Annotated in this window: 18 protein-coding genes; 10 read left to right on the top strand and 8 right to left on the bottom strand. The window is 67.3% G+C overall.

Annotated features, from left to right (window positions below):
- Nucleotides 1-81 precede the first annotated feature (81 nt).
- The 3 genes from thrH to E6K76_06970 all read left to right on the top strand — a co-directional run bounded on the left by thrH (nucleotide 82) and on the right by E6K76_06970 (nucleotide 2,700).
- A complete protein-coding gene (thrH, locus tag E6K76_06980; GenBank protein TMQ58760.1) occupies nucleotides 82-699 on the top strand; it encodes a bifunctional phosphoserine phosphatase/homoserine phosphotransferase ThrH in 618 nt (205 codons plus the stop codon).
- Between the two features lie 137 nt (nucleotides 700-836).
- Nucleotides 837-2,141: an adenylosuccinate synthase gene (locus tag E6K76_06975; protein ID TMQ58759.1), complete on the top strand. Its 1,305-nt coding sequence runs from the start codon at nucleotides 837-839 to the stop codon at nucleotides 2,139-2,141.
- Entirely contained in the window at nucleotides 2,110-2,700 is a 591-nt protein-coding gene (locus tag E6K76_06970) for a response regulator transcription factor (protein TMQ58758.1), read from the top strand. Before E6K76_06975 ends, E6K76_06970 begins: the two co-directional genes overlap by 32 nt.
- On the opposite strand, the gene E6K76_06965 is transcribed toward E6K76_06970, so the two are convergent.
- The 6 genes from E6K76_06965 to E6K76_06940 all read right to left on the bottom strand — a co-directional run bounded on the left by E6K76_06965 (nucleotide 2,695) and on the right by E6K76_06940 (nucleotide 13,371).
- Nucleotides 2,695-3,114, bottom strand: a complete 420-nt coding sequence (locus tag E6K76_06965; protein TMQ58757.1) for a response regulator — start codon at nucleotides 3,112-3,114, stop codon at nucleotides 2,695-2,697. The genes E6K76_06970 and E6K76_06965 overlap by 6 nt on opposite strands.
- Nucleotides 3,115-3,130: 16 nt before the next feature.
- Nucleotides 3,131-4,432 carry a PAS domain S-box protein gene (locus E6K76_06960; GenBank protein TMQ58756.1) on the bottom strand — a complete coding sequence of 434 codons (1,302 nt, stop codon included), beginning with the start codon at nucleotides 4,430-4,432 and terminating at the stop codon, nucleotides 3,131-3,133.
- Nucleotide 4,433: 1 nt separating this feature from the next.
- On the bottom strand, nucleotides 4,434-4,784 hold the full coding sequence (locus tag E6K76_06955) for an STAS domain-containing protein (protein TMQ58755.1): 351 nt from the start codon (nucleotides 4,782-4,784) through the stop codon (nucleotides 4,434-4,436).
- An 84-nt stretch (nucleotides 4,785-4,868) separates the two neighbouring features.
- Nucleotides 4,869-6,950 carry a HAMP domain-containing protein gene (locus E6K76_06950; protein TMQ58754.1) on the bottom strand — a complete coding sequence of 694 codons (2,082 nt, stop codon included), beginning with the start codon at nucleotides 6,948-6,950 and terminating at the stop codon, nucleotides 4,869-4,871.
- Entirely contained in the window at nucleotides 6,947-8,794 is a 1,848-nt protein-coding gene (locus E6K76_06945) for a hypothetical protein (GenBank protein ID TMQ58753.1), read from the bottom strand. Before E6K76_06945 ends, E6K76_06950 begins: the two co-directional genes overlap by 4 nt.
- Nucleotides 8,791-13,371, bottom strand: coding sequence for a hypothetical protein (locus E6K76_06940; GenBank protein ID TMQ58752.1), 4,581 nt, complete (start codon nucleotides 13,369-13,371; stop codon nucleotides 8,791-8,793). Before E6K76_06940 ends, E6K76_06945 begins: the two co-directional genes overlap by 4 nt.
- A 319-nt stretch (nucleotides 13,372-13,690) precedes the next feature.
- Here E6K76_06940 and E6K76_06935 point away from each other — a divergent pair, with 319 nt between their 5' ends.
- The 5 genes from E6K76_06935 (at nucleotide 13,691) to E6K76_06915 (ending at nucleotide 17,730) form a co-directional block, all read left to right on the top strand.
- Nucleotides 13,691-14,440, top strand: coding sequence for a hypothetical protein (locus E6K76_06935; GenBank protein ID TMQ58751.1), 750 nt, complete (start codon nucleotides 13,691-13,693; stop codon nucleotides 14,438-14,440).
- Between the two features lie 60 nt (nucleotides 14,441-14,500).
- Complete coding sequence (locus E6K76_06930; protein ID TMQ58750.1) at nucleotides 14,501-15,265, top strand: hypothetical protein; 765 nt, start codon at nucleotides 14,501-14,503, stop codon at nucleotides 15,263-15,265.
- A gap of 154 nt (nucleotides 15,266-15,419) precedes the next feature.
- Nucleotides 15,420-15,875 carry a chromate resistance protein gene (locus E6K76_06925; protein ID TMQ58749.1) on the top strand — a complete coding sequence of 152 codons (456 nt, stop codon included), beginning with the start codon at nucleotides 15,420-15,422 and terminating at the stop codon, nucleotides 15,873-15,875.
- Nucleotides 15,872-16,582, top strand: coding sequence for a GntR family transcriptional regulator (locus tag E6K76_06920; protein TMQ58748.1), 711 nt, complete (start codon nucleotides 15,872-15,874; stop codon nucleotides 16,580-16,582). Before E6K76_06925 ends, E6K76_06920 begins: the two co-directional genes overlap by 4 nt.
- Nucleotides 16,489-17,730, top strand: a complete 1,242-nt coding sequence (locus tag E6K76_06915; GenBank protein TMQ58747.1) for an ArgE/DapE family deacylase — start codon at nucleotides 16,489-16,491, stop codon at nucleotides 17,728-17,730. The genes E6K76_06920 and E6K76_06915 overlap by 94 nt, the downstream gene beginning before the upstream one ends.
- A 1-nt stretch (nucleotide 17,731) precedes the next feature.
- Here E6K76_06915 and E6K76_06910 read toward each other — a convergent pair whose 3' ends face one another.
- Nucleotides 17,732-18,568, bottom strand: a complete 837-nt coding sequence (locus E6K76_06910; protein TMQ58746.1) for a tetratricopeptide repeat protein — start codon at nucleotides 18,566-18,568, stop codon at nucleotides 17,732-17,734.
- 18 nt (nucleotides 18,569-18,586) lie between these two features.
- The gene (locus E6K76_06905) at nucleotides 18,587-19,495 is read right to left on the bottom strand and encodes a Ku protein (protein ID TMQ58745.1); all 909 of its coding nucleotides are present in this window, start codon (nucleotides 19,493-19,495) and stop codon (nucleotides 18,587-18,589) included.
- An 85-nt stretch (nucleotides 19,496-19,580) separates the two neighbouring features.
- Here E6K76_06905 and ligD point away from each other — a divergent pair, with 85 nt between their 5' ends.
- Entirely contained in the window at nucleotides 19,581-22,220 is a 2,640-nt protein-coding gene (gene ligD, locus E6K76_06900; protein TMQ58744.1) for a DNA ligase D, read from the top strand.
- Nucleotides 22,217-22,894, top strand: a complete 678-nt coding sequence (locus tag E6K76_06895; GenBank protein TMQ58743.1) for an alpha/beta hydrolase — start codon at nucleotides 22,217-22,219, stop codon at nucleotides 22,892-22,894. The genes ligD and E6K76_06895 overlap by 4 nt, the downstream gene beginning before the upstream one ends.
- The last annotated feature ends 4 nt before the right edge of the window (nucleotides 22,895-22,898 follow it).

Here is a 22,898-nt window from a genome sequence, read left to right as displayed (position 1 = left end):
GGCGAATCCCAACAGTCCACCGGAGGCTTCGAGGGGAAGCGGCGACGCTTCCCCTCGCTCTTTTTAGTATCATGGTAGCCTGTGATTGCCGCGATCGATCTAGAGGGCGTCCTCGCGCCGGAAATCTGGCCCCATCTGGGGCACCACTTCGGGGTCCAGGAGCTTCACCTCACGACGCGCGATATCGCTGATTTCGAGGCCCTGATGCGGCGGCGCGTGGACGCGTTGAATCGCGCCGGCCTGACGCTCGCGCAATTGCAGGCGGTGGCGCACGAGGTGCGGCCGTACGTGGGCTCGCACGAGTTCCTCGATCGGATCCGCCGCCAGTGCCAGATCATGATCATCTCGGACACGTTTCAGGAGTTCGCCGAGCCGGTCATCGAGCGTCTCGGCGGATACAACCTCTTCGCGAACCAGTTCGAGGTGAACGGAGAGGGACGGATCGTCGGCTGGAAGCTCAGGATTCGCGGCCAGAAGGCGCGGGTCGTCGAGGGGATGAAGGGCGCCGGGTTCAAGGTGATCGGAATGGGGGACAGCTTGAACGACCTCACGCTCTTGGAATCGGCGGACTATCCCATTCTCTACCGCCCCGTCGCGGCGCTTCGGGAGCGGTTGCCTTCGGCGCCCACGGCGGAGGGCCTCGACGAGGCGCTCCAGATCTTCCTCCAGATCTTCCGCATGAACGGCGCGCGGGTATGAGGCGCGGGCGGTCCGCGAGGGGCCCGACCCGCCCGATTGACGCCCGCCACGGCGTCTGATAAGGTTTCGAGTCCGCTGCATCCGCACCCACCGCGAGGGCCGAACTCGCGGTCTTTTCGTTTGGAGGTAATTCACGCATGGCCTGCCGTGTCGTCGTCGGCGCCCAGTGGGGTGACGAGGGAAAAGGGAAGATCGTCGACCTCCTGAGTGAAGAGGCCGACGTGGTCGCCCGCTATCAGGGCGGCCCGAACGCCGGCCACACCGTGGTCGTCGGCGATCGGACATTCATCCTTCATCTCATCCCGTCGGGCATCCTGCGTCCCAACACCATTTGCTATATCGGGAACGGTGTGGTCGTGGACTGCGATGCGCTCCGCAACGAGCGCGGTACGCTGCTTGCGCAGGGCGTCCACGTGGACGGGCGGCTTTTCGTTTCCCTGTCGGCGCACATCATCCTGCCCGACCACCGCGCGCTCGAGCAGCTGACCGAGGGCGGCCCGGAGGGCGCGCGCATCGGAACGACCGGACGGGGCATCGGACCGGCGTACACCGACAAGGCGGGTCGCGTCGGGCTTCGCGTTGCCGATCTCTTGGATCCGGGCGTCCGCGAAGAGCGCGTGCGGCGCTTGCGGGAGCGCACCCTGCGGATCGCGGGGCCGAGCACCCCGCTCGAGCCGGTCGACGCGGTTCTGGCGCGCTGCGCGAAGGACGAGGAGCTGCTCCGGCCCCTGGCGGTGAACGTATCGCACGCCGTCGACGCCGCGATCCGAGGGGGGAAGCGCGTCCTGCTCGAAGGCGCCCAGGGCACACACCTCGATCTCGATCACGGAACCTATCCCTACGTGACTTCCTCGAGCGCAACGGCGGGCGGGGCATGCACCGGAGTGGGAATCGGGCCGACGCGCATCACCGACGTGATCGGGGTCGCGAAGGCGTACGCCACGCGGGTCGGAAACGGTCCCTTTCCATCCGAGCTGGAAGGGGAGCTGGCGGCGAAGCTCCGCGAGGAGGGAAACGAGTACGGAGCGACCACCGGGCGCCCGAGGCGCTGCGGATGGTTCGACGTCGTCGCCATCCGGCACGCGGTGCGCGTCAACGGGCTCACCCAGCTGGTCATCACCAAGCTCGACGTGCTCGACGCGATGCCCGAAATCAAGATCGTCGTGGAATACGAGATCGGGAATCGCAGGGTCTCCGAAATGCCGGAATCGCTCGCGGATCTGAACGCGGCGCGACCCATCTGCGAGACCTTTTCGGGCTGGCGCGCGCCCACCACAACGGCCCGTCAATGGGATGACTTGCCCCGCGAGGCGCGACGCTATCTGGACCGTCTCGAGGAGCTCGCGGGCGTGCCCATCCGTCTGGTGTCGGTCGGCTCGGGGCGGGATGAGAACGTGAGCCGGCACGCCAATCCTCGCGAACCCCAGGCGGTGGGGCGGTAGAGCCGCGATTCAACCCGAGGCGACCCTCCGCCATTTTCCCCTAATTCCGCCGGCCGAACCTTCCGATAACTCCAAAGCGGACTGTGGCACGTCCCCCAATCGATGTCTTGCCGCCGCATGGGACACCCTCGGAGGCTCTCCCTTGGCAGAAACCTTGTGGACCGGAAGGGACAAGACCCGGGCACGGATTCTCGTCGTCGAGGACGAGGAGGCACTGGCGAGGCTCCTCAAGAGGCACTTGGAACGCGCGGGCTACGAAGTGAGGACGGAAGGAAAGGGGAAGGCCGCGATTGGCTTCGCCGCCGAGCATTGGCCCGATCTCGTGGTCCTGGACCTCATGCTGCCGGACATGAGCGGCTATGACGTCTGTGTGGAGCTGCGACGCTTGTACCGTCCCTGGATCCTGCCGGTCGTCATGCTCACGGCGCTCGATCAACCGAAGCACAAGCTACTGGGCTTTAGTCACGGGGCCGATGTCTATTTGACAAAGCCGGTCGCGACATCCGAGCTCGTCGGCACGGTCGCGGAGATGCTGAGTCGCGCGGAACGTCGATCATGACTTCGGGACGGGGGACGAGCCCGTCGACACTCGCGGGGTCTTTCCCAGCCGAGCTTCAATGCACCGGATCACCTCGTCGACCGTGACCGGCTTGGCGAGATACTTCTGGCCGCCGATGACGTTGCCTTTGGCCTTGGTTGTATCCTTCGATACGCCCGCCGTCAAGAATACGATCGGGGTGTCCTTGAGCTTCGAGTCGGCTCGAATCTTCGCCGCCACCTCCCCGCCGTCGACATCCGGCATGATCACATCGAGCAGAATGAAATCGGGCCTGAAGTCCTGAGCGACCGTCAGCCCGTACGCTCCGTTGTTCTCCACCATCACCTCGAAGCCCCCCCGCCGCTCGAGGCTCATCTTCAGCATTCGCGTGAAGCTCGGCTCATCGTCGATCAGAAGCACCCGGATCTTATCCATCGGCGTCAACCCTCCCCTAGGACCTGATACTGTGGAACACGACGGTGGCCCGCGCGCCACCGCTCTCCCGGTTCGCGATGCGAATCGTGCCCCCATGCAACGCGATGATCGATTTGCAAACAGCGAGCCCCAATCCCGTTCCTCGACCGGGGGCCTTGGTCGTAAAGAAGGGATCGAAAAGCCTCTCGCGGACGTTTTCGTTGATCCCGGTGCCGGTATCCTCGATGGAGACGACAATGGCGCTCTCGCCGATGCGAAACCGATCACTCTGCCGGTATCCGACATCCGGTCCCGTATCTTTCAATTGCTCGCGACGGGTCCCCACGATCAGAGTTCCGCCGGAAGGCATCGCGTCAATCGCGTTGATCATCAAATTGACGAACACCTGCTCGATCTTATTTCGGTCCAGCATGGCCTGGGGCAGGCCGCTCGCGAACTCCTCGACCACGAATATGTGTGACTTGGTCAATGCGTGACGGACCAGCGCGAGTGCCCGTTCGAGCAACGAATTCACGTCTTCAGGGGTGGGGTTCAAGTCGGTGGCCCTGGAGAACTCGAGCAGGCCGCGGATCACCGAGTCGGCGCGCACGACGGCGTCCCGCGCATCGTTGAGGGCGGTGACCATGTTCGCGTCCGGCGCCTGGATCGTCTCGGCGAGATAGTCGATGGCGAACAGGATCACGGCGAGGGGGTTCTTGACCTCGTGGGCGACCCCGGCCGCGAGCCGGCCGATCGACTCGAGCTTGGCGGCCTGGACGAGCTGCAGCTGTGTCGCCTTGCCCTCCTCGTGAGACTTCCGCAACGCCACGATCGCGCGCCGAAGCATCCTCTCCCGGTCGCTGAGCTGGACGCTGCTTTGCTCGGCCTGGCGGAGGGCCTGATGGATCGCCGTAATATCCCGGGCGACCACCAAGACGCCGGTAGCCTGGCCGCTTTCGTCGCGCGTCGGGGCGATGGACAAGGAAACATCGATCGGAACTCCGTCGCGCCTCAGCCGGATGGTTTCGAAGCCTTCGACCGTCGCTCCCCGCCCGATGCTCGTGATCGTCGTCGACAATTCATGACGCCGGTCTTCGGGTACTAGGATGGACAGGTGCTTCCCGATGATCCCTTCGGCCGGATAGCCGTAGATCCGCTCGGCGGCCGCATTCCACGCAACGATGATCCCGTCCAGGCCGACGGCAAAGAGGGCGTCGTTCGACAGCTGCCATACCGCCTCCAATCGGGAGCGCATTTCGGCGACGGACACCCCTTCGTCGACCGCCTGAGTGCTCCTCCCGGCCTGCGGCGGATCCTGGCCCGCACGCATGCCATCCATCTCAGGCCTCGAGCTCCGCGAGCGCTTCGTCTTCGGTGGGGTCGATGGTGAGGAAACGGTCGAGGTTCAGCAGCTTGACCACGGAGTGCACCGCCGGAGAGAGGGAAGCCAGCCGCACGGTTCCGGCCTGCTCCTGAAACTGTTCCACGAGCACAAGGAGCGCGCCGATGCCGCTGGATCCCATGAACGAAACTTCGGCCAGGTTCAAGACAAGGTTTTGGCCGCTCTCCTGAATTTCCGCGACCCGTTGAAGGAGGATGGGGGCGGTCTTGGCGTCCAGGCGGCCCCTCAAACGAAGCACCGCCGTGCGACCTCGATTCTCAACCTTGGAGATTTCCAAGTCGTTGTTCATCGTAGCCTCCTTCCCCCCTGATCATCGGCAGGTTTTGCCGCAAACTGAACCGCAACGGCGAGGAGCTGGATGGACGTGGCGCGGTTACGCATGGCGATGCTCCCCGTCTCCGGCATGGGCCATCCTTGGGTCCCAGTCCAGGATGGTGATGTTTCCCTGCTCCGTTCCAGGGTGGTACGCGATCCCGGTCATGGTCCCGTGGATGATGTCCAGTCCCAGCCCCCGGCCGCGCTTCCGCACGCCCGGATCCTCAAAGTCCGTGGGCTTCCACGGATCGGGCCGGAACGGCTTTCCTCGGTCGCGGATGAGAAAGGAACCATGTGCCGGTTGGTCGTCGCTGCCGGCGGACCCGGCGACCCACCAGAGCTCGAGGCTTTGGGCTGGATCGACGTCATAGCCGTGCTCGACGACGTTGGCACACGCTTCGTAGAGAGCCAGGCTCAACATTCCGGCGGCCGCTTCGGAAAGTCCTTGGAGAATTCCGGATCGGTCCAGCCACACCTGGAGGCGGTTCAGGGAGTCGAAATCTGCTTGGAGGCGGAGACAAATTCCGCGCTCTTCGGCCAAGGCGAAGCGGCGAAGCGCGGCGGCGACTTCGATCGAGGAATGTCCCGGACCTGTTGAGGGCTGCCGCTCCCGGTCGGCCACCCGCTCACGGCTGACCACGAGCACCGTTTCGTCGTCCATCGGGAGGCCATCCCTCCGCCATGAGCCGACGGCGTTGTGCAGCCTGTCGAGGACCCTGCGGGCCCCGGCACGAGCTGCTTCGAGAACAACCTCTTCCATCCGCTCGAACCCGAACTGTTCTTCGTCCGCCGGGGCCATCGTTTCATTGACGCCGTCCGTGAATTGGACGAGAACATCCCCGCGTGCCAACTGGAGAACGGAATCCTCCAGCGTGCGCCCGACCGCGCCGCCGCGAATCGAGCCGAGGGGGATGCCCTTGGACCGGAGCCACTCCACCCGTTCGGGTTCCCTCCGGTAGACCAGCGTGGGGTTGTGCCCCGCCGAGCAATAGACCAGCCGGCCTGTTTCGGGATCGAGCACCCCATAGAACATCGTCACGAAATTGCCACGCTGGAGGATCTCCCCGAGGCGTTCATCCAGGGCGGAGAGGAGCGAGGCCGGGGAAGCGTGGCTGGAGTGGTACGCCCGAAGCAGGGAAAAGATCATGGAGGTGACAAGGCATCCGGCGAGACCTTTGCCCGACACGTCCGCGACGGCCAGGGCGATCCTTCCGCCGGGCAGGGGAAGGACGTCGAAATAATCCCCTCCGACTTCGGCAGCGGCCCACTGCTCGCCGTTGATGATGAATTCTCCGGCCACCGTTTGCTCCGAAGGGAGAAGGGACCGCTGGATCTGCCGCGCCAGCTCCATCTCATGCGCCAAGCGTGCGCGCTCCACCATCTCCCCCTGTGCCTTGTGCAGTTTCGAGGACATATCGTTGACCGCCACCGCGAGCATCCCGAACTCAGTCCGGTCGGCCAGATCGACGGGCGTGCTCAAGTCTCCGCGTCCGATTCGCTCGATGCCGGCGCGGAGGGCGGCGATGGGGCGGAGGAGAACGGACATGAGAAGGAACGAGGCGGCAAATCCGGTCCCGAGGAAGGCGGCGAGGATGACAGGCTGCGGCTTGCCGATCTGATTGATCGCCCGCTCGATGTGCGACCGGTTCATGCCAACGAGCGCCGTGCCCAGGATTCGCGCGTTGGCGTCGAGTATGGGAGCCGAGACGAGAAGGATCGTTGCATTGCCCTCCAGGGATTCGTTTCGTCTCTTAGGGGCGGGATAGGGCACGCGTTGAAGATCCTTGGGGGGCGCGAACGTGGTTCCGATCCGCCGGACGTCCGGGTGTCCCTGAATGATTCCGGATCGGTCCAGCACGACGATCACCGCGAGCTCGGGCTGCCGCGCCTGCATCTCCTTCAACAGAGGGGCGAGGAGGAGCTCCGGATAGTCCGTGAGAAGGGCGCTGGAGCTCGCGAGAGCGAGATTCCTCGCCTCCAGCAGGAGTCGCGTCTCGATCTCGTCCGCGAGAACGTTTCGCGTCCTGCGCTCCATGACGCCCGTCACGCCCAGCACCGCGAGCGTGGTAAGGACGGCGGCCGCGCCCGCGACGATCCAGCGGATGCTGAGCACGGGCCGGCCGGGGGCAATCACCATCACCGGCCCCCGCTCATGATCTCGCGCGTCCTCGCCTGCTGCGTGCGGGCACGGGCGATGTAGCTGGCCGCGCGCGCATCGTTCGGATCGACCTGGAGCGCCTTTTGCCAATAGCCCATCGCCTCATCGAGCTTGCCCGAGGCGAAGAATTCCATGCCTCGGATGAGGTATTCGCGTTTCAGGTACTCGGCGAGCCTCTTGTAGCCGGGCTCCATCGACCACGCGAGCTCCCAGTAGCGAAGCGCGTCGTCGAGTCGTCGTTCCGACATGGCGGCCAGCCCCGCGGCGTACAGTTTCTCGATCTCTCGTTCGCGCTCGGGGGAGAGCCGCGGCCTCTCGGGCGCCGGGGTCGCGGCGCGTCGGGATTCGGCCTCCACGCGCCGTTCCGGCGTCCCGGCCCCCTTCTTGGGGAAACCCTTCCCCATGGCCGTGCCGCGTGCCTCAGCGGGGCCGGGGTCTGTTTCTGGGGAGTCCTCTGCGACCGTGTCCGAGGCGGCCGGGGAGTGGCGCGGGAGGTTCACGCCGCGGGCAACACGGCGCTCGCTCTCGGCCCGGCAGCGAAGCCGCCCCGCCACGGCAGCCGTATCGTCGGGAGCGATCGCGAGGGCGCGCCCGTATGCGGCGGCGGCCGCGGCGTAGTCGGCATTCGCCTCGAGCTGACGGCCCTTCTCGCGGTGGCAGAGCGCTTCGAGCGTTCGAGCCTCAGGCTGGCCCGGGTAGAGAATCCCGATCGTCGCGAGGACCTCCAGCGCCTTGTCGAAGTCCGAGTCGGCTTGGGCTGCCTTCACCTGCCCTAGGAGATTCTCGAGCTGCTCGGCCTGGCGCTTCTGGAACGCATCCTCTAGCGTCGCCTGAATATCCGCTTCCCGGGCGCGTGCGGCCGCCTCACGCTGCTGCTCCACGGTGCGCCCCAGGGAGCGGGAGATGCCGACGCGATGCACCGTCGAGACCTCCCCAGCGCCGAAGGCGTAATCCACGACGAAGTCCCGCCAAGCCACGGCCATGCCGGCGGCCAAACGGCCGTGGTTCCAGCCGGTCCGGATTGCGAGGAGCGGATGAATCCGGACCTCGAGTCCGGCGTGCACCTTGGCGCCAACGCCCGGGGATTTCTCGAGGTCCAGGGCCAGAAGCGCCGGCCGCCCGCCGAGGGACGGCTGCTGGTAGGCGATCCCCGTTCGAACCACGCTCGGATCGCGGACGCTCTCCCGGTCGAGACGGACGGATGGCTGGGCCACGTTTCGAACGGAAATGCCCCAGCTGAGGCGCTCCATCCACTCCGGCGGAGATCGCAGGAGGGCGTAGGGCTGCGCCCAGACCCCCAGATCCGCGCCGAGGCCGGTCCCGCTGAAACCGGCGAGGCTCTGGCGCTGGAGCTTGACCGCCCCGCCGACGCTGAGCCCCTCGGAGACCGGCCGTCCGAAGCCCAGGGCGATCTCGGTCTCCGAGTCCGAGAGCTTGTCGTTCAGGAGAAGATTCCCGTCGTCGCGACTCTCGATGCCGTCGATGCCGAAACGGCGAACGGAGAGTCCCGCGGCCCCCCACCGCCAGCTCGGCAGCACAACCGAAAGGTAGTCCTCTCGCGACTCGAGGTCGACGTACCCGGAGTGGGTGGCTTGGAGCTCCAGACGCTGCAGACGGCCGAGGCCGCCCGCGTTCCAGATCATCGCGCTCGCGTCGTCCGCGACGCCGACGAAGGCGCCGCCCATGGCGAGCGCGCGATTGCCCGCGCCCGAGGCGAAGATGGAGCGCGTCCCGCCGTCCTCGGCCGCATCGGCGGCCGGGATTCCCGAGAGCAGAATCGCCGCCAGGCAGACCAGCCTTGCCCATCCTCCCCCGGGGGCGTTCATCGGACGACGGCCACCTTCCGGCGCACGCGCTCGCGGGAGCCGTCGGAGAACGTGACGGTGAGCTCCGCGATGTAGACGCCGTTTCGCACGACGCTCCCGTTCCCGTTCCGCCCGTCCCAGAGGTCGCTCTGGTTCACACCCGCCGGGCGTGCCGCGTCGAGAAGCAGGGTCCGGACCCCGTCGCCCCCTGGTGTCGAGATCCTCAGGGTCACGCGACCCGCGTCGTGGAGGTAATAGGCGAACGCGGTCGTCGCACGCCCCGCGGCGAAGGGGTTGGGAAAGTTGGAATAGCTCTCATGCAGGGCGGCGCTGCCGAAGACCCCGGCGTTGGTCCAGAGGGGAAACGCACCACCCTGCGCCGGCGCGACCCGGATTTGCAGGAGCGCGCTCGAGGGCTGAACAACGCCGATTCCCGAAGCGTCGCATCCGAGGCGGAAGCTCGAGGGGTATCCGGCGAGCGTCGTGATCCAGCGCACTTCGAGGGTGACGGGATTCCCGGGCGGAACGCCCAAGGGGGACGGCGCCGAAATCGCGGCCAGGGCCGAGTCGGGCGAAAGCGCTCCGCTTTGCGCCCATAACGCTCCCTGCCGATAGACCTCCACGCGCGCCGCGGAGCTCCCCACGGGGACCGCGTTCTCCTGCCTGTCGCCGCCTCGTAGGACTAGGTGGTCGACGAGGATCGAGTCGGAACCCGCAGGAGCCGTATTGGTCAGGGTGAGGAAACCGGCCACGACCGAACGACCGTCGGGCGCCAAGGCCGCGGGCATCCGGCTCACCAGCTCCGCGACCAGCTCCCGCGGGGGTGACTCGAGCCGGCAGAGGCCGGAGACGAGGGGCAGCTCGGCGCCCGCGTCCGGCGCGGGCGAGACCGCGGTTCCAAGGTTCGCGTCCTCGGCGTGGATTCCGTCCCCGAAGATCATGAGCTCGATCGATCCCGCGGGCGCCGCGGCCGAAAAGCCGGCGACCACCTCGATGGTGGCGCTGTCGGACGCCTCGAGCAGAGGGCGCGGGAGCGTGATCGTGACGCTGCTTCCCGAGGAAGGTGGGTTCGTGACTTCGGCCATCGGCGCGCCGTTCCAGGTCACGCCGACGCGGTCGAGGTATGCGGAAGGTATTAGGGGACGCCGCGATTCATCCCGGCACTGGACGGTCAATTCGTCCAAGGCGATTCGTGCCGTGCCGGCCGAGCCCGGATGACGCAGCCTGATCCTCAGGGCCTGCACTCCCGAGGCCCCGACCGTGGACCTCTGCGGGAAGAGGGGAGTTCCCTGGACGCGAAGCGTATCGGCCCGAGCTTCCACGACGATCGTGTTCCCCAGGACCTGGCCCCCGGCGTAGACCGCCGGGATCGGGTCGCGCGTGTTGGCGTCCCGCGCGTCAAACGTTGTCGGGTCGAGGAGACGGAGTCGAATCGCGCCAAGCGGGCTCGTGCCCGAGATGTCGCCCCGGACGAAGAGATCCACCGGCGTATTGGCCGGAACGCTGAGCGGCAGGCTCAGGACAAGGTCGAGCGCGGGACCGTCGCTCGGCGTGAGCACCCGGGCGGCCAGAGTCTGGAAAGGCGTTTCGACCCGCAGGAGGCTGAGGAAATCCGCCGGCCTGGGAACCGCCGCGCCGTTCGTGTCCTCGAGAACCACCGAGAAGCCGAAGACCCGGACATCGGAGGTGATGCCCACGATCCCCGGGCTCTGAAGCCGCATGCCCAGAAGCTCAACGCCCGTCGCGCCCCGTCCGACCCGGTCGACGAGGACACTGTCTGCCGCGATATCGATCTCCGTGGCCGGCGCCACCACCCGTGCCACCCCGGTCCGAACGGGGTAGCTCCCGCTCCGCAGCGCGACCGAGACCGGCGCGCCGGTGTTCGCGTCCACCGCCGAGAAGACTGTGCTGTCGAGGATCGCGAGCCGGAACGCGCGGACCGTCGTAGACGACACGATGTCGAGACCGACGGTGAGCGCCGTGCTCCCCCCCGCGGCGATCGAAACGGGGGAGGCGAACGTCAGCCCGATTTCACTGCCGGAGGTTTCGATCGAGGATTTTCGCAGAACGATGTTCGCTCCATCGCGCACGATGACCTGCGCCACGAGGGCGGAAGGAATGATGCCCGCACCGGTCTCGTTCTGGACCTGCACACGAAATCCGAGAAGACGAACCGTCGAGGCCTGGGAACCGGGGTTGGTGAAGGTGAGCGTCATCGCTGCGACGTCGACCTGTCCGCGATTGACCTCCGCCGGCAAAGAAGAAGTCGCCTCGAAGTCCACGCGTTGTGCCTGCGTGAACACCTGGTGCGTGTTCGAAGAGGACGGGAGCGCGTTCCGGGCGATGCCGCTCGGCGACCCGGTTCCGCCGGCGTCCCCCGTCACCCGCACATCGCCGGCGGCGGAGGCGGTGTAGACCCAGAAGAACGAGTCCTGCGCCCCGGGAGCGAGGTCGAACGAGGGGGGCGCGGGGCCGGAGGCCGGCGTGAGGCTCCCGCTCCCGGCCGGGGAAAGGGAGGATGGGGTGATCCCTGTCACCGATTCTCCGCCGACGTTTCGCACGATCATCGTCGCGGATACGGTTTGCCCGACCGTGCTCGCGGGGGGCAAGATCGCGATCGAGGCAAGGAGCGGCGCGTTGCTCAAGAGAACGGCGTTCGGACACACAACGAGGCCGTCCAGCGGCCCGTCGTTCCCCGAGCCCACCGACACCCCGCCCAGGGGTATCGCGAGGCGGAGGGTGGCGGAATCGGTCGGAGCGCTCGACACCGTGAGCGAGACGAAGAGACGCGCCCCCGCGCCCGTCAGCGCCTCCGCGAGCGCTCCGCTCTCCCAGTGGTCCGCCTGCCAGGTCATCGGCCCGAGATCGCGATCGTCCCCGGAGCCTGGCGTGAACTGACCGTCCCCGCCGTCGCGCCAGAGCTCGAGCTGCGCGACGTCGCCGGGGCCCGCCGTTCCAAGGTTGAGGAGGCGGAGCCCGTCCAGGACGTCGTCTGCGTAGCCGTTCCGCGGCAGGAGAAAATCCATGACCAGGGCCGGCCCCTCGTTGCGCCCGAGCGTCATGGCCGGAGTTTCAAAGATCGCGATCTGCGCCGAGGTCATTCCGTCGACGGTGATCCGGGCGCCGGAGTCCAGTGGCCAGGCCGCGAAGATCCGGGTGGAATCATCGAAGCGGACCTGCGCCGCGCCGCGGACCGAGACGGAAAGGGCATCGCCGTCCCTCGCGCCGGCGAGGGACAGGTCGCCGGTCAGGAAGAGGTGCAGGCTCTCGCCGGCCGCGAGCTGCCACGCCAGGCCGCCGAACCGCGCCTCGCCATCCTTGAAGTGCGCCGTCCCGAGCATCGGATCTTCCGTGAGACTGCCCAGCGCTCCGTCGCCGTTTCCGTCGAATCGCAGGGTGAGCCGGTCCATCTCCGCGTCGAGCTCGGAACGGGACCCGGGGCCTGTCGTTTCGTTGCTGAAGTCGATCTCGGCGAGCGAACGCGGGTTTGTGTAGGAGTTTGTGAGGAGGATATGGGCCAGCGGCACGTCCGCGCGGCCCGGAGACGCGGATTGAGACGGAACGGAAACCGCGGTCAGCGTGATCCGATCGGCGGTGCTGACGCTGAGGAAGTACGGGTTCTCCACGACGCGATCGAGCGGCCCGTCGTTCGCGCTGCTCACTCCAACGCCGAGCTCCGGCAGGGTCGGAAGCGCCAGGCGGATCGTGTGCCCGTCGGTGGCGAAGTCCTTCAGGTCGACCGAGAAGAAGACCCGGAGGCCGCCGACCGGGACGACTTCGGAGAGTCCGGTGAGCTGCCAACGGTCCCCGGTGAACGAAAGCTCTCCGAGGGGTCGGTCCACGCTCGGGTCGAACAGCGCATCCCCATCGTCCACCCAAGCTCGAACCGCCGCGATGTCGGATCCCATCGTCGCGGTCCCCTCATTGATGACGGCCAGCCTTTCGAGGCGATCGGCCTGGTACCCGTTCGAAGGAAGCGAAACGTTGAGCGCAAGGTTATCGATCGAACCCGCCAGGAGCTTCGCCGGGCCGATCGACGCGACCGGCATCTGCGCCGCGGAAGCGCCATCCAGGACGATCGATCCGGCGGGGTCGACCGGCCATGCGTTGGTCGTGGTCGTGACCTGATCGAAGGTCAGATCGGAGGCAGACTGGATGGCCAGATCCAGATTGTCGCTGTCGCGAACGGTAAGGGGAATGTTGGTTCCGACGAAGAGCGTGACCGAGCCCAATGCGGGTATCGCGACGTTGAGCCCGGAGAATCGAAGGACCCCGCCGGATGCGGAGCTCTGTTCGAGAAGAGTGTCCACCGTGGACTGGAACACGGAGTCGCCGTTCGAGTCGCGGTAGAGACGCGGCTGACCGAGCTCCGCGTCGAGCCGGGGCTGATTGCCCGGTCCCAAGGACCTGTTCTTGAAACGGACCGACTGGAGCGTCACGGGGAGCGAAGAGCTGATCGTGAGCGTGAAGCAGAGCGCGTCGGCGTGCCCCGGCATCAGCGTTTGAAAATTCTGCGACCCGCTTACCGTGACGGTGACCGCCGGTGCGGCGGCGGGCAGCGCCGCGAGCGCCACCGAAAAATATAGGAAGGTGATCACGCCGCGTGAGAAGGTTCCGATCGCGGTCGCGCGCCCTGTTTCGGGGCATCCTGATATGGCGGTATCACCCTTCCACATAATGGAATAGGTATCGGCGCTTGCGCCGGCCGGCTGAAGCGCGATTCGATCCGACCACCTCCGGCCGCGGGGGTGATAGGCTCTCCATTTCGAAGGCGGACCGGTGAGTTCGCGGCTGGTCCAATCGAGCCGCAGGCCCGGGATTCGCCCAACCGAAGGCGGGTGGGCTCGCTTTCTTTGCGAGGTTCTTGCTCAAGACAGAGCCGCGCCATGCCGATTCCACGATGGGGAGGCTTGCCCCATGCGAACGCGACGACTCAGGGATCTAGTGCTCGCAAGCGTTATCTTCCTAGCCGCGCCCCCCGCGGGCGCGGGCACGCTGTCGGGTGGGGCCGGGATCGACTACCAGACCGGGCCGGAGGCGCAGTCCTTCCGGAGCGCCCTCCTGTTCGGCTCGGCCGAACTCGCGCACGGAGATTGCACGGTCGCCGCGATTCGGTTCGGCGACAGCCGCGCCGGGCCGGGCACGAGTGGGTTTGCGAATGCCGCCGTGCGGGTCTCTTCTGGGACGCGGCTTCGCGTGATCGGCCTGCGCACGATCGGTGACGGTGCCTACCGCGCCTGGCGATGGCGCGCCGGTCCGGAGCTCTACTTGACTCCAGAGGTGAGTCTCGGAGCGTATTACCTCCGCGCTCACGACAATTCCCCCGGAGATTTTGACGCCGCGGGCGTTGAGTTGAGCCTCCCGGTTGCCCGGGACCTGTCGGGTCAGGTCGGATCCTCGTACGGGAAATGGAACGGCGGCGAGACCACCGCCCAGGCGACCCTCGCTGGAACATGGCGCGCGGGGGTCCGGGTTCAGCTCCTGGGCGAGGTCCACGTCGGCCGAAACGTCACCTCGACCTCGGCGGCCGGCCCATCGAGCGGTGGAATCTTGGGAGGGCTTCCCATCGCCAACGGCCTGGGAAACGGAGGGTCGTCCACGCGGTCGGGACCCGATCGCCACGTCATGGTCACCAGTCAAGTCGGCGTTCGGTTCCTGATTCCGTGAGGTGCTGGGGGGGTCCCACAGCGTGCAACCCCTGCGGTGCGCGCGAAAGGAGGTCCTGAGATGAAAGCGATCACCGGTGCGTTCCTGGGCGGCGTCCTGATTCTCGCTTCACAGGGGGCTGCGTTGGGGCAGGGAAGCGATCCTGCTTCGTCCGGCGCCGCATCCACCACTGCCGGAGCACAAACGTCTCTCGAGGCCCGACAGCAGAAGGAGACGCGGACGCAGATGCAAGCCGAGACACAGGGCCAGGCGCAGACGGAAGCAAGCGCCGAGGCAAACGCCGACGCCAATGGCAGCGCGTCTTTCAAGACGGTCCGGGATCGAGCGAAGGAGGCTCCTTCCAAGGCGCGAGTCGCTCTTGAGAAGAGGCTCGCGGAGATCTCCAAGGAGATTGATGCCGAGGCGGCCGCACAGGGAGGTGCCGTCGTGGCGGATCGCGTGGCAGGGGAATTCGGCCTGACGGGCGAGAGCCTCGTGTCGGAGCAGAACACGCTCAACACCGGTTGGGGCGACCTCGTGATCGCCCACACGCTTCTTGCGAACGCAAAGACCCGGCTGAGCACCGAGCAGCTCTATTCGCTGCATCGCTCGGGAATGGGCTGGGGTCAGATCGCGTACGGCCTCAACCTCCGCCTCGGCGAGGTCGAGGCGGCCGTCAAGAGCGAAGGGGGAGTCGCGACGGGGATGGCCAAGGCTGACGGTAAGGCCGCCAGGATCCACAGCGGAGCGCGCGTCGGCGCGGGCACGAAAACCAGCGTGAGCGCCGGCAAGACGAGCGTGGGTGCCTCGAGCGGCTTGGGAGTGGGAGTCAAGGTAGGGAAGTAGCTCGACGAGGTCAAGCTGACCGTATCTCGCCCCGCCGGGCTCGGGCCCGCGCGGGGCGATTTTGTTTGGCCGCCGGGGATCCATTTGTATATTGTATACAGCATCGTTACGGCCCAGGACCGGAGCCCCGGTTCCACGTGAACGGGAGGGACCTATGAAGTGGATTACGCGTGAGAACGCGAAGGTAGATCGCGTCGCTTGCCCGTGGCTGATTCGCCGGTTCATCGACACGGCCGCTGAGTTTTTGTTCGTTCCCGCAAATCGTGTCACCGCGGTCGCGCGGGACGAGGGGGCGATTCCGTACGATGTGCCCGGAGTCCGGTTCGGCCACGAGGAGGGTCGGTGCTCGTTCGAGAGCCTCCTGGTGCATCACGGCCTGACCAAGGATCCCGCGCTGGTCGCGCTCGGGCGGATCGTCCACGCGGCCGACATACCCGAGGATGATTCGGTCTCCCCCGAGGGCGCGGGCCTGCGGGCCATCGCCCACGGCTTCTCCCTCCTCCACGGAGCCGACGATCAGGCAAAGATCAAGCTCGAGTCGCCCCTGTACGACGCCCTGTACGCCTGGTGCGGTCAGCGGACTCGGGCGAGCCAAGAAGCGCGCTCGTGAGTCTGGCCGCAAGCGCCGTCCGGCCCATCGTCCGGGTCCCGATTCGCTCCGAAGTGCGCCGCATGCTCCTCGAGGGCATGCTTCGGGGTGATCCCGCTCCCGGATCTTCTATCAACGAATCCGAGCTCTCCGCGCTGTTGGGCGTGAGTCGCACGCCGCTTCGCGAGGCGCTGCTCAGTCTCGTCGGGGAGGGATTCCTGCGAGCGACGCCGGGAAAGGGCTTCTTCGTGCTCCCGCTGAGCGTGAAGGAAGCGGAAGAGATCTATCCGATCCTCGCCGCGCTCGAAAGCCTCGCGCTGCGCTCCTCTCCGCCGCCGTCCGCGATCGAGATCCGACGGCTGGTGGAGCTCAATCAAAAGCTCGCGGCGGAGCGTGACAACTGGGCGACCGCGCTGAATGCGGACGAGAGCTGGCACGAGGCGCTTCTCTCCCGGTGTGGCAACGAGAGGCTTCGGGAAACGATCCGCGCGCTCAAGTACCACGCGCAGCGCTACGAGAGCGCCTACATGCGCCATTCCGGGACCCTCATCCAGTCGGTCGCCCAGCATCGGGCGATTCTGCGCGCCCTGCGCGGGGGCGATATCGAAGCGGCGGCCCGGCTCCTCGAGGCCAATTGGAAGATCAGTCAGGAGTTCCTGCTTCCCTGGCTCCGCGACCAGGCGGCCGCGCCACCTCCGGTGCGGCGGAAGAGATCCCGCCGGCCGTGAAGGCAGACCCGCTCGGCCCGGAGGAGGTCGTCGGCCTTCTGCGCGACCTGATTCGGATTCCTTCCGTGAACCCCCGGCTCGCGTCGGAGGAGGCGCACGGGGAGCAAAGAATCGCCGCATTCGCGGCGGAATGGCTCCGGGCCCGCGGCGTTCACGCATGGCTCGACGAAGTCGGTCCGGACCGGCCCAACGTCGTGGGCGAGGTGGGGGATCCCGGCGGGCCCCAGCTCATCCTCTGTGCGCATCTCGACACGGTTGGAACGGCCGGGATGACCATCCCTCCATTCGAGCCGGTCCTCGAGAACGGACGCGTGTACGGTCGCGGATCCTACGACATGAAAGGCGGCGTCGCGGCGGTCATGTGTGCCGCCGTGGCGCTCGCGCGCGAGAAGCTTCGGGGGCGGGTTCTTGTCGCGCTCGTCGCCGACGAAGAGTATGCGAGCGAAGGCGCCGAACACTTCGTCCGGAAATACGCCGCGGACGGCTGCATTCTCACCGAGGGCAGCGAAGGGAAGCTGATCCTGGCGCACAAGGGCTTCGTCTGGGTGGATGTCGTCACCCGGGGTCGGGCCGCGCACGGCAGCCGGTGGGACCTGGGCCGTAGCGCGATTGGCAGGATGGGGCGGATCATCGCGGCGCTCGAGGAGTTTGATTCCAGCGAGCTCAGGGGCCGGGTCCATCCCCTGGTCGGCCCGGCATCGATGCATTGCTCGCTCATAGAGGGTGGCGTGGGTGTTTCGACCTACGCACCTGAGTGCCGGATGCAAGTCGAGCGGCGCACGCTGCCCGGCGAAACTCCGGAGCAGGTGATCGATGAGCTCGAGCGACTCCTCCGAGGCGCCGGGGAAGATGGGGAAGTCAAGCTTCGGTTCTCCCGACCTCCTCTTCTCACCGATCGGAACGCCAGAGTCGCCCAGTGCGCGCGTGAATCCGTCGCGGCGGTGGTGGGGACGGCTCCCGAGGAGGCCGGCGTCGGGTACTGGATGGACGCGGCGGTCTTCGCCGCGGCGGGCATCCCGAGCGTGAACTATGGCCCAACGGGGGCCGGGGCCCATGAGGCGGTTGAGTGGGTCGATGCGGATTCGGTCGTTTCGTGCGCCCGGGTTCTCCACGAAAGCGCGAGGCGATTTCTCGGGATTCGCCCCTGAGCTACTGTCCGCGACCTGCCAGCGCGTACAGCCGGCGCGCGGTCATCAGGTGTCGCATGGCATCGGAGCGCCGGCCCCGCGATTCCAGCAACAGCCCGAGGTTGTAGTGGGCGTCGGCCGCGTCCGGGTCACGCGCGATCGCCTGTTCGTAGGCGAGGATCGCCTCGTCCGGACGGCCGCGGTCGTCGAGGAGCACGGCGAGATTGAAGCGGCAGATCGCGTCCTCGGGCGCGCATCGCACCGCGTCGCGGTAATGCGCCTCCGCCTTCCCGAGCTCGCCGGCTTCGTGATCGAGCCTTCCCAGGTTCAGGTGGGCGTCCGCGAAGTCCGGGTCCGCCTCGAGGGCCTGCATGTACGCTTGCCGTGCCTCGACCGGTGACGTGCCCTCGAGCTCGGATCCGAGATGGAACCACTGGTCGGCGGTGAGCCTCGGAGCTTCGGCCACATCGGGGAGGGTCGGGTCCTCCGCGGCGATCTCACCGGCATCCAGATCGAGCAGGAACTGGCCGGAGTCAGGCTGCCAGGGTGCGTTCCCGTCCCAGGCGACGGCGCGATCGCCGTCGGCGAGAATTCTTATGCTCGTGAGCGGCAGGTCTTCCGCGAGCTGGCGGCGGAGCGAGGACCAGATGCGCCGCACCCGGCGCGCCGGGATCCCGGCCTCGAGCAGGCCCTTGGTGGTGCGGAGCAGCAGGAGCTGCTGGAAGGTGAATTCGGGACGGCCGCCGGGTCCGGGCTCCGGGATGACCCCTCCCAGGCGAGCCAGGGTCCTGAGCCTGGCTTCGCTGGACTGGAGGATCCGGGCCGTGTCGCGCGTGGAAAAATGCTTCGTCGCGTCCATGCTCCACCGCCTCCCCCGCTATCTCGACGCCCGCTTGCTCTCCTTCGCCGAGGGCTCCGTGCGCTTCGCCCTGACAGCCGGCTTCTTGCCCTCGGCTTGGCCGACCCTGGAGGCACGGCCTTCGAGGCTCTGCTTGAGCGCCTCCATGAGATCGATGACCTGCGTTCGCTGGACTTGCGGACCGATGGCCGTGATTTCCTTGCCCTCGACCTTCGATTCCACGACCGCCAGCACGCGCTGGCGATATTCGTCTTCGTATTTCTCGGGCTGGAACTCCTTTCCGGAAAGCTCCTGGATCAGGCGCTGGGCCAGATCCAGCTCGCCGGCTTTGATCGCGGCGTTCGCCCCCTTGTCGATCTCGCCGAAATCCCGCACCTCATCGGCGAAATACATCGTGTGGAACATCAGGCCGTCCTGACTGGGGCGGATGAGCACGAGGCTCTCCTTCCCCCGCATGACGAACTTCGCGAGGGCGACCCGGCCGGTCTTGACCATGGCGTCGCACAAGAGCCGGTAGGGCTTCTCGCCCCCCTTGTCGGGGCCGAGATAATACGTTTTCTCGAAGTAGATCGGGTCGACCCGTTCCAGCGGCACAAACTCCGCGATGTCGATCACCTTCGAGGCCTCGCCTTCGAGCCCCTTCAGCTCCTCTTCGGTGAAGCGCACGTACTGGTCCTTGGCGAACTCGTACCCCTTGACGAGGGAGGAGCGCTCCAGGACCTCGTTGCAGGCCGGGCAGATCTGCTGCTGCTTGATCCGGCCACCGCACTTCTCGTGGAGCAGGTTGAAGGACACCCCAGCCGACGTGGCGGCTGTGTACATTTTGACCGGGATCGAGACCAGGCCAAACGACAGGATCCCCGATCCAATGGAATGTGGCGGCATGCGTAGTCCCTCCAATACTGGATGGCACGAGGCTATCACCATGCTCTGCTATACTCAACGCTAAGTCCAATATCGACCGCTCAGGCCTCGGCCTTAAGGCTGCCGGGCCGGCGCCGAGGCCCATCCCGTGAGCTCAGCCCGCGACCCCCATCTCGAGGATTACCGCCGCAAGCGGGACCCCGTCCGCACTCCGGAGCCGTTCGGCGCGGGCGACGCCCCGCCAGCCGGCCGGGCCATCCCCATCCCCGGACCCGGCCCCCGGTTCGTCGTTCAGAAGCACTGGGCGCGCAACATGCACTACGACCTCAGGCTCGAGCTGGACGGCGCGCTCAAGAGCTGGGCGGTCCCCAAAGGGCCGTCGACCCGCGTCGAGGAAAAGCGTCTCGCCGTGCATGTCGAGGATCATCCGCTGGAGTACGGCGACTTCGAGGGAGTGATTCCCTCGGGCAACTACGGGGCGGGATCGGTGATCGTTTGGGATCGCGGTTCGTTTCGCTCGTTCAAGCCCGAGGATCCGCTCGAGCAGTACGCGCGCGGGAAGCTGGAGTTGGAGCTCAACGGGTTCAAGCTGCGCGGCCGGTGGACGCTCGTGCGCATGGGGAAGAAGGAAAAGGAATGGCTCCTTCTCAAGAAGGCCGACGGCGCCGTCACCGAGTACGAGGCGATCGACCGCTATCCGGAGTCGGTGATTTCCGGCCTAACGGTCGAGGAGATGCGTGACGTGAGCGGTACCATCGCCGCCGTACGGGAGCGGGTTGGATCGCTGGACGCGCCGAAGGGTGAGGCGTCGGCGCGCAAGGTTCCGCTCATGCTGGCGACCCTGGCCACGCGCCCCCCGTCGGGTCCCGAGTGGTGCTTCGAGATCAAGTACGACGGCGTGCGGGTCCTCGCCTGGCGCAAGGACGACGAGGTCCGGCTGACCGGCCGGAGCGGCGACGATATCACGGGCCGCTATCCCGAGGTCGCGGCCGCGTTGCGCGCCCTCGCCGTGCCGCGGTTCTTGCTCGACGGCGAGATCATCGCCGAGGACGAAAGCGGTCATCCCAGCTTCCAGCGCCTGCAGGCGCGCATGGGGCTCACCCGCCCGCGCGACGTCGAGGCCGCGATGGCGCGGGTGCCGGTCCGCGGCATGTTCTTCGACTGCCCGGGTCTTTTGGGCTGCGACCTTCGAAACCTCCCGCTCGTCCAGCGGAAGGAGCTTCTCGCCCGCGTGGTCCCGCCGCTAGGGACCGTCCAGCGCTGCGACCACGTGCTCGAGCACGGCGAAGCGTTCTTCGCGGCGGCGTCGGAGATGGGGCTGGAGGGGGTCGTGGCGAAGCGGCTCGCCAGCCGGTATTCCGGCCGCCGCTCGCAGGACTGGGTCAAGGTCAAGTGCGATCGCCGGGAGCTGTTCGTGATCGGCGGCTATAGCGAACCGCAGGGCTCGCGCGCCCGGTTCGGCGCGCTCCACGTCGGGCGGTACGAGGGGACGCGGCTCGTGTACGTGACGAAGGTCGGCACCGGCTTCGACACGGCGGGGCTCGAGGAAATCGCGCAGGCCCTCGCGCCGCTCCGGCGCGCAACCTCGCCGTTTCAGACCGGCGGTCCCCCCGGCCGCGGGCATACCTGGGTGGAGCCGCGCCTCGTGTGCGAGATTCGATTCACCGAGTGGACCGACGATGGCGGGCTGAGGCACCCGACGTTCATGGGACTGCGCCCCGACAAGAAGCGCGAGGATTGCCGCCGCGAGGAAGCGATGCGGATCACGGCGGATCCGAAGGAGGTGCCGGCGCCGGTTCCCACCGCCGTCCCCCGGCGCGGCGATGGCGCCGCTCCGGCCGCAGGCCGCGACGTCCGCCTCACGAATCTGAAGAAGGTCTTCTGGCCGGAGGGCTACACGAAGGGCGACCTCATCCGCTACTACGACACGGTGGCGCCCCTGCTCCTGCCCTACCTGCGCGACCGTCCCGTCGTGCTGACGCGCTATCCAGACGGTATCGAGGGCAAATCCTTCTTCCAGAAAGACGCGCCCGTGTACGTGCCCGATTGGGTGCGGACCGAGACCGTGCATTCCGACGACACCGAGCGCGACATCCGTTATTTCGTGATCGACGACCTCGAGTCGCTGCGATACGTGGCGAACCTCGGCACGATTCCCCTCCATGTCTGGAGCGCGCGCGCCGGCTCCCTCGAGAAGCCCGACTGGCTTATCCTCGACCTGGATCCCAAGGGGGCGCCGTTCGCGCACGTCGTGCAGGTGGCGCGCGCCCTGAAGGCGATCCTCGACGAAACCAAGCTGCCGAGCTACGTCAAGACTTCGGGCGCGACCGGTTTGCACGTCCTGATCCCGATGGGCCGGCGCTACACGCACGAGGAAACCCGCACCTTCGCCCGACTGCTCGCGATGCTGACCGTGGACTCCGTTCCGGAGATTTCGACCGTGGCGCGCGCGATCAAGGGGCGGGGCGGGAAGGTCTACGTGGACTTCGGACAGAACGGGCACGGCAACACGATCGTGGCGCCGTATTCGCTACGTCCCTTGCCCGGGGCGCCGGCCTCCTGCCCGCTGCGCTGGGACGAGGTCACGGCGCGGCTCGACCCGGCGCGCTTCACGATCCAGACGCTGCCGAAGCGCTTCGAGTCCATGGCGGATCCGATGAGCGAGGTGCTCGGGGAGGGCGTGGACGTGGCCGCGGCGATCGCGGCGATCGAGCGGCGGATGAACCCTCCTGCCGCCGCGAAGCGAACGCCCCGGAAGGGAACCCCTGGGAAGCGAGGCCGGTCGTGACGACCGCCACCGAGCTCCGGTTCCAGGCGAGCCGCTCCTCGGGGGAAGTCTCCGCGCTGCTCGAGCGGCCCGACGCCGCGCGCTGGCTCTTGGTGCTGGGTCACGGGGCCGGGGCGGGTATGCGCCATCGCTTCATGGATGCTGCCGCGACCGCGTTGGCCTCCCGCCAGATTGCGACGTTCCGGTATCAGTTCCCGTACATGGAGAAGCGGACCTCACGCCCGGATCCGCAACCGGTGCTGCTCGCCACCGTGCGGTCGGCGGTGGCCGCGGCGCGCGGCGCAGCCCAAGACCTGCCCCTCCTCGCCGGCGGGAAGTCCATGGGCGGGCGCATGACCTCTCTGTCCTCCGCCGAGGGCGGTCTGCCCGACGTGCGCGGGCTCGTATTTTTCGGCTTTCCGCTCCATCCGCCGGGGGCGCCGGGAATCGGGCGGGCGGAGCACCTCGAGCGTGTCCCCACGCCGATGCTCTTCCTCCAAGGCACGCGGGACAAGCTCGCGGATCTCGGGCTCTTGGGCCCGGTGATCGAGCGGCTCGGCCCCAAGGCCACGCTCCACGTGGTGGAGGGAGGCGACCACTCGTTCGAGGTGCCCAAGCGCTCAGGTCGGAGCGTGACCGATGTGCTCGAGGAGCTGGCGCAGACAGTGGCGGGGTGGGCGGAACCGTTGGCCTAGAAAA

Source organism: Candidatus Eisenbacteria bacterium (assembly GCA_005893275.1).
Taxonomy (GTDB): Bacteria; Eisenbacteria; RBG-16-71-46; order SZUA-252; family SZUA-252; genus WS-7.
This window is presented reverse-complemented; position numbering and strand designations above follow the sequence as displayed.

What these genes read in the sequence shown, in the direction of transcription:
- E6K76_06975 (TMQ58759.1), top strand. Translation starts at nt 837, where the DNA reads ATGGCCTGCCGTGTCGTCGTCGGCGCCCAGTGGGGTGACGAGGGAAAA.
- E6K76_06965 (TMQ58757.1), bottom strand. Translation starts at nt 3,114, where the DNA reads ATGGATAAGATCCGGGTGCTTCTGATCGACGATGAGCCGAGCTTCACG.
- E6K76_06960 (TMQ58756.1), bottom strand. Translation starts at nt 4,432, where the DNA reads ATGGATGGCATGCGTGCGGGCCAGGATCCGCCGCAGGCCGGGAGGAGC.
- E6K76_06955 (TMQ58755.1), bottom strand. Translation starts at nt 4,784, where the DNA reads ATGAACAACGACTTGGAAATCTCCAAGGTTGAGAATCGAGGTCGCACG.
- E6K76_06945 (TMQ58753.1), bottom strand. Translation starts at nt 8,794, where the DNA reads ATGAACGCCCCCGGGGGAGGATGGGCAAGGCTGGTCTGCCTGGCGGCG.
- E6K76_06935 (TMQ58751.1), top strand. Translation starts at nt 13,691, where the DNA reads ATGCGAACGCGACGACTCAGGGATCTAGTGCTCGCAAGCGTTATCTTC.
- E6K76_06930 (TMQ58750.1), top strand. Translation starts at nt 14,501, where the DNA reads ATGAAAGCGATCACCGGTGCGTTCCTGGGCGGCGTCCTGATTCTCGCT.
- E6K76_06925 (TMQ58749.1), top strand. Translation starts at nt 15,420, where the DNA reads ATGAAGTGGATTACGCGTGAGAACGCGAAGGTAGATCGCGTCGCTTGC.
- E6K76_06910 (TMQ58746.1), bottom strand. Translation starts at nt 18,568, where the DNA reads ATGGACGCGACGAAGCATTTTTCCACGCGCGACACGGCCCGGATCCTC.
- E6K76_06905 (TMQ58745.1), bottom strand. Translation starts at nt 19,495, where the DNA reads ATGGTGATAGCCTCGTGCCATCCAGTATTGGAGGGACTACGCATGCCG.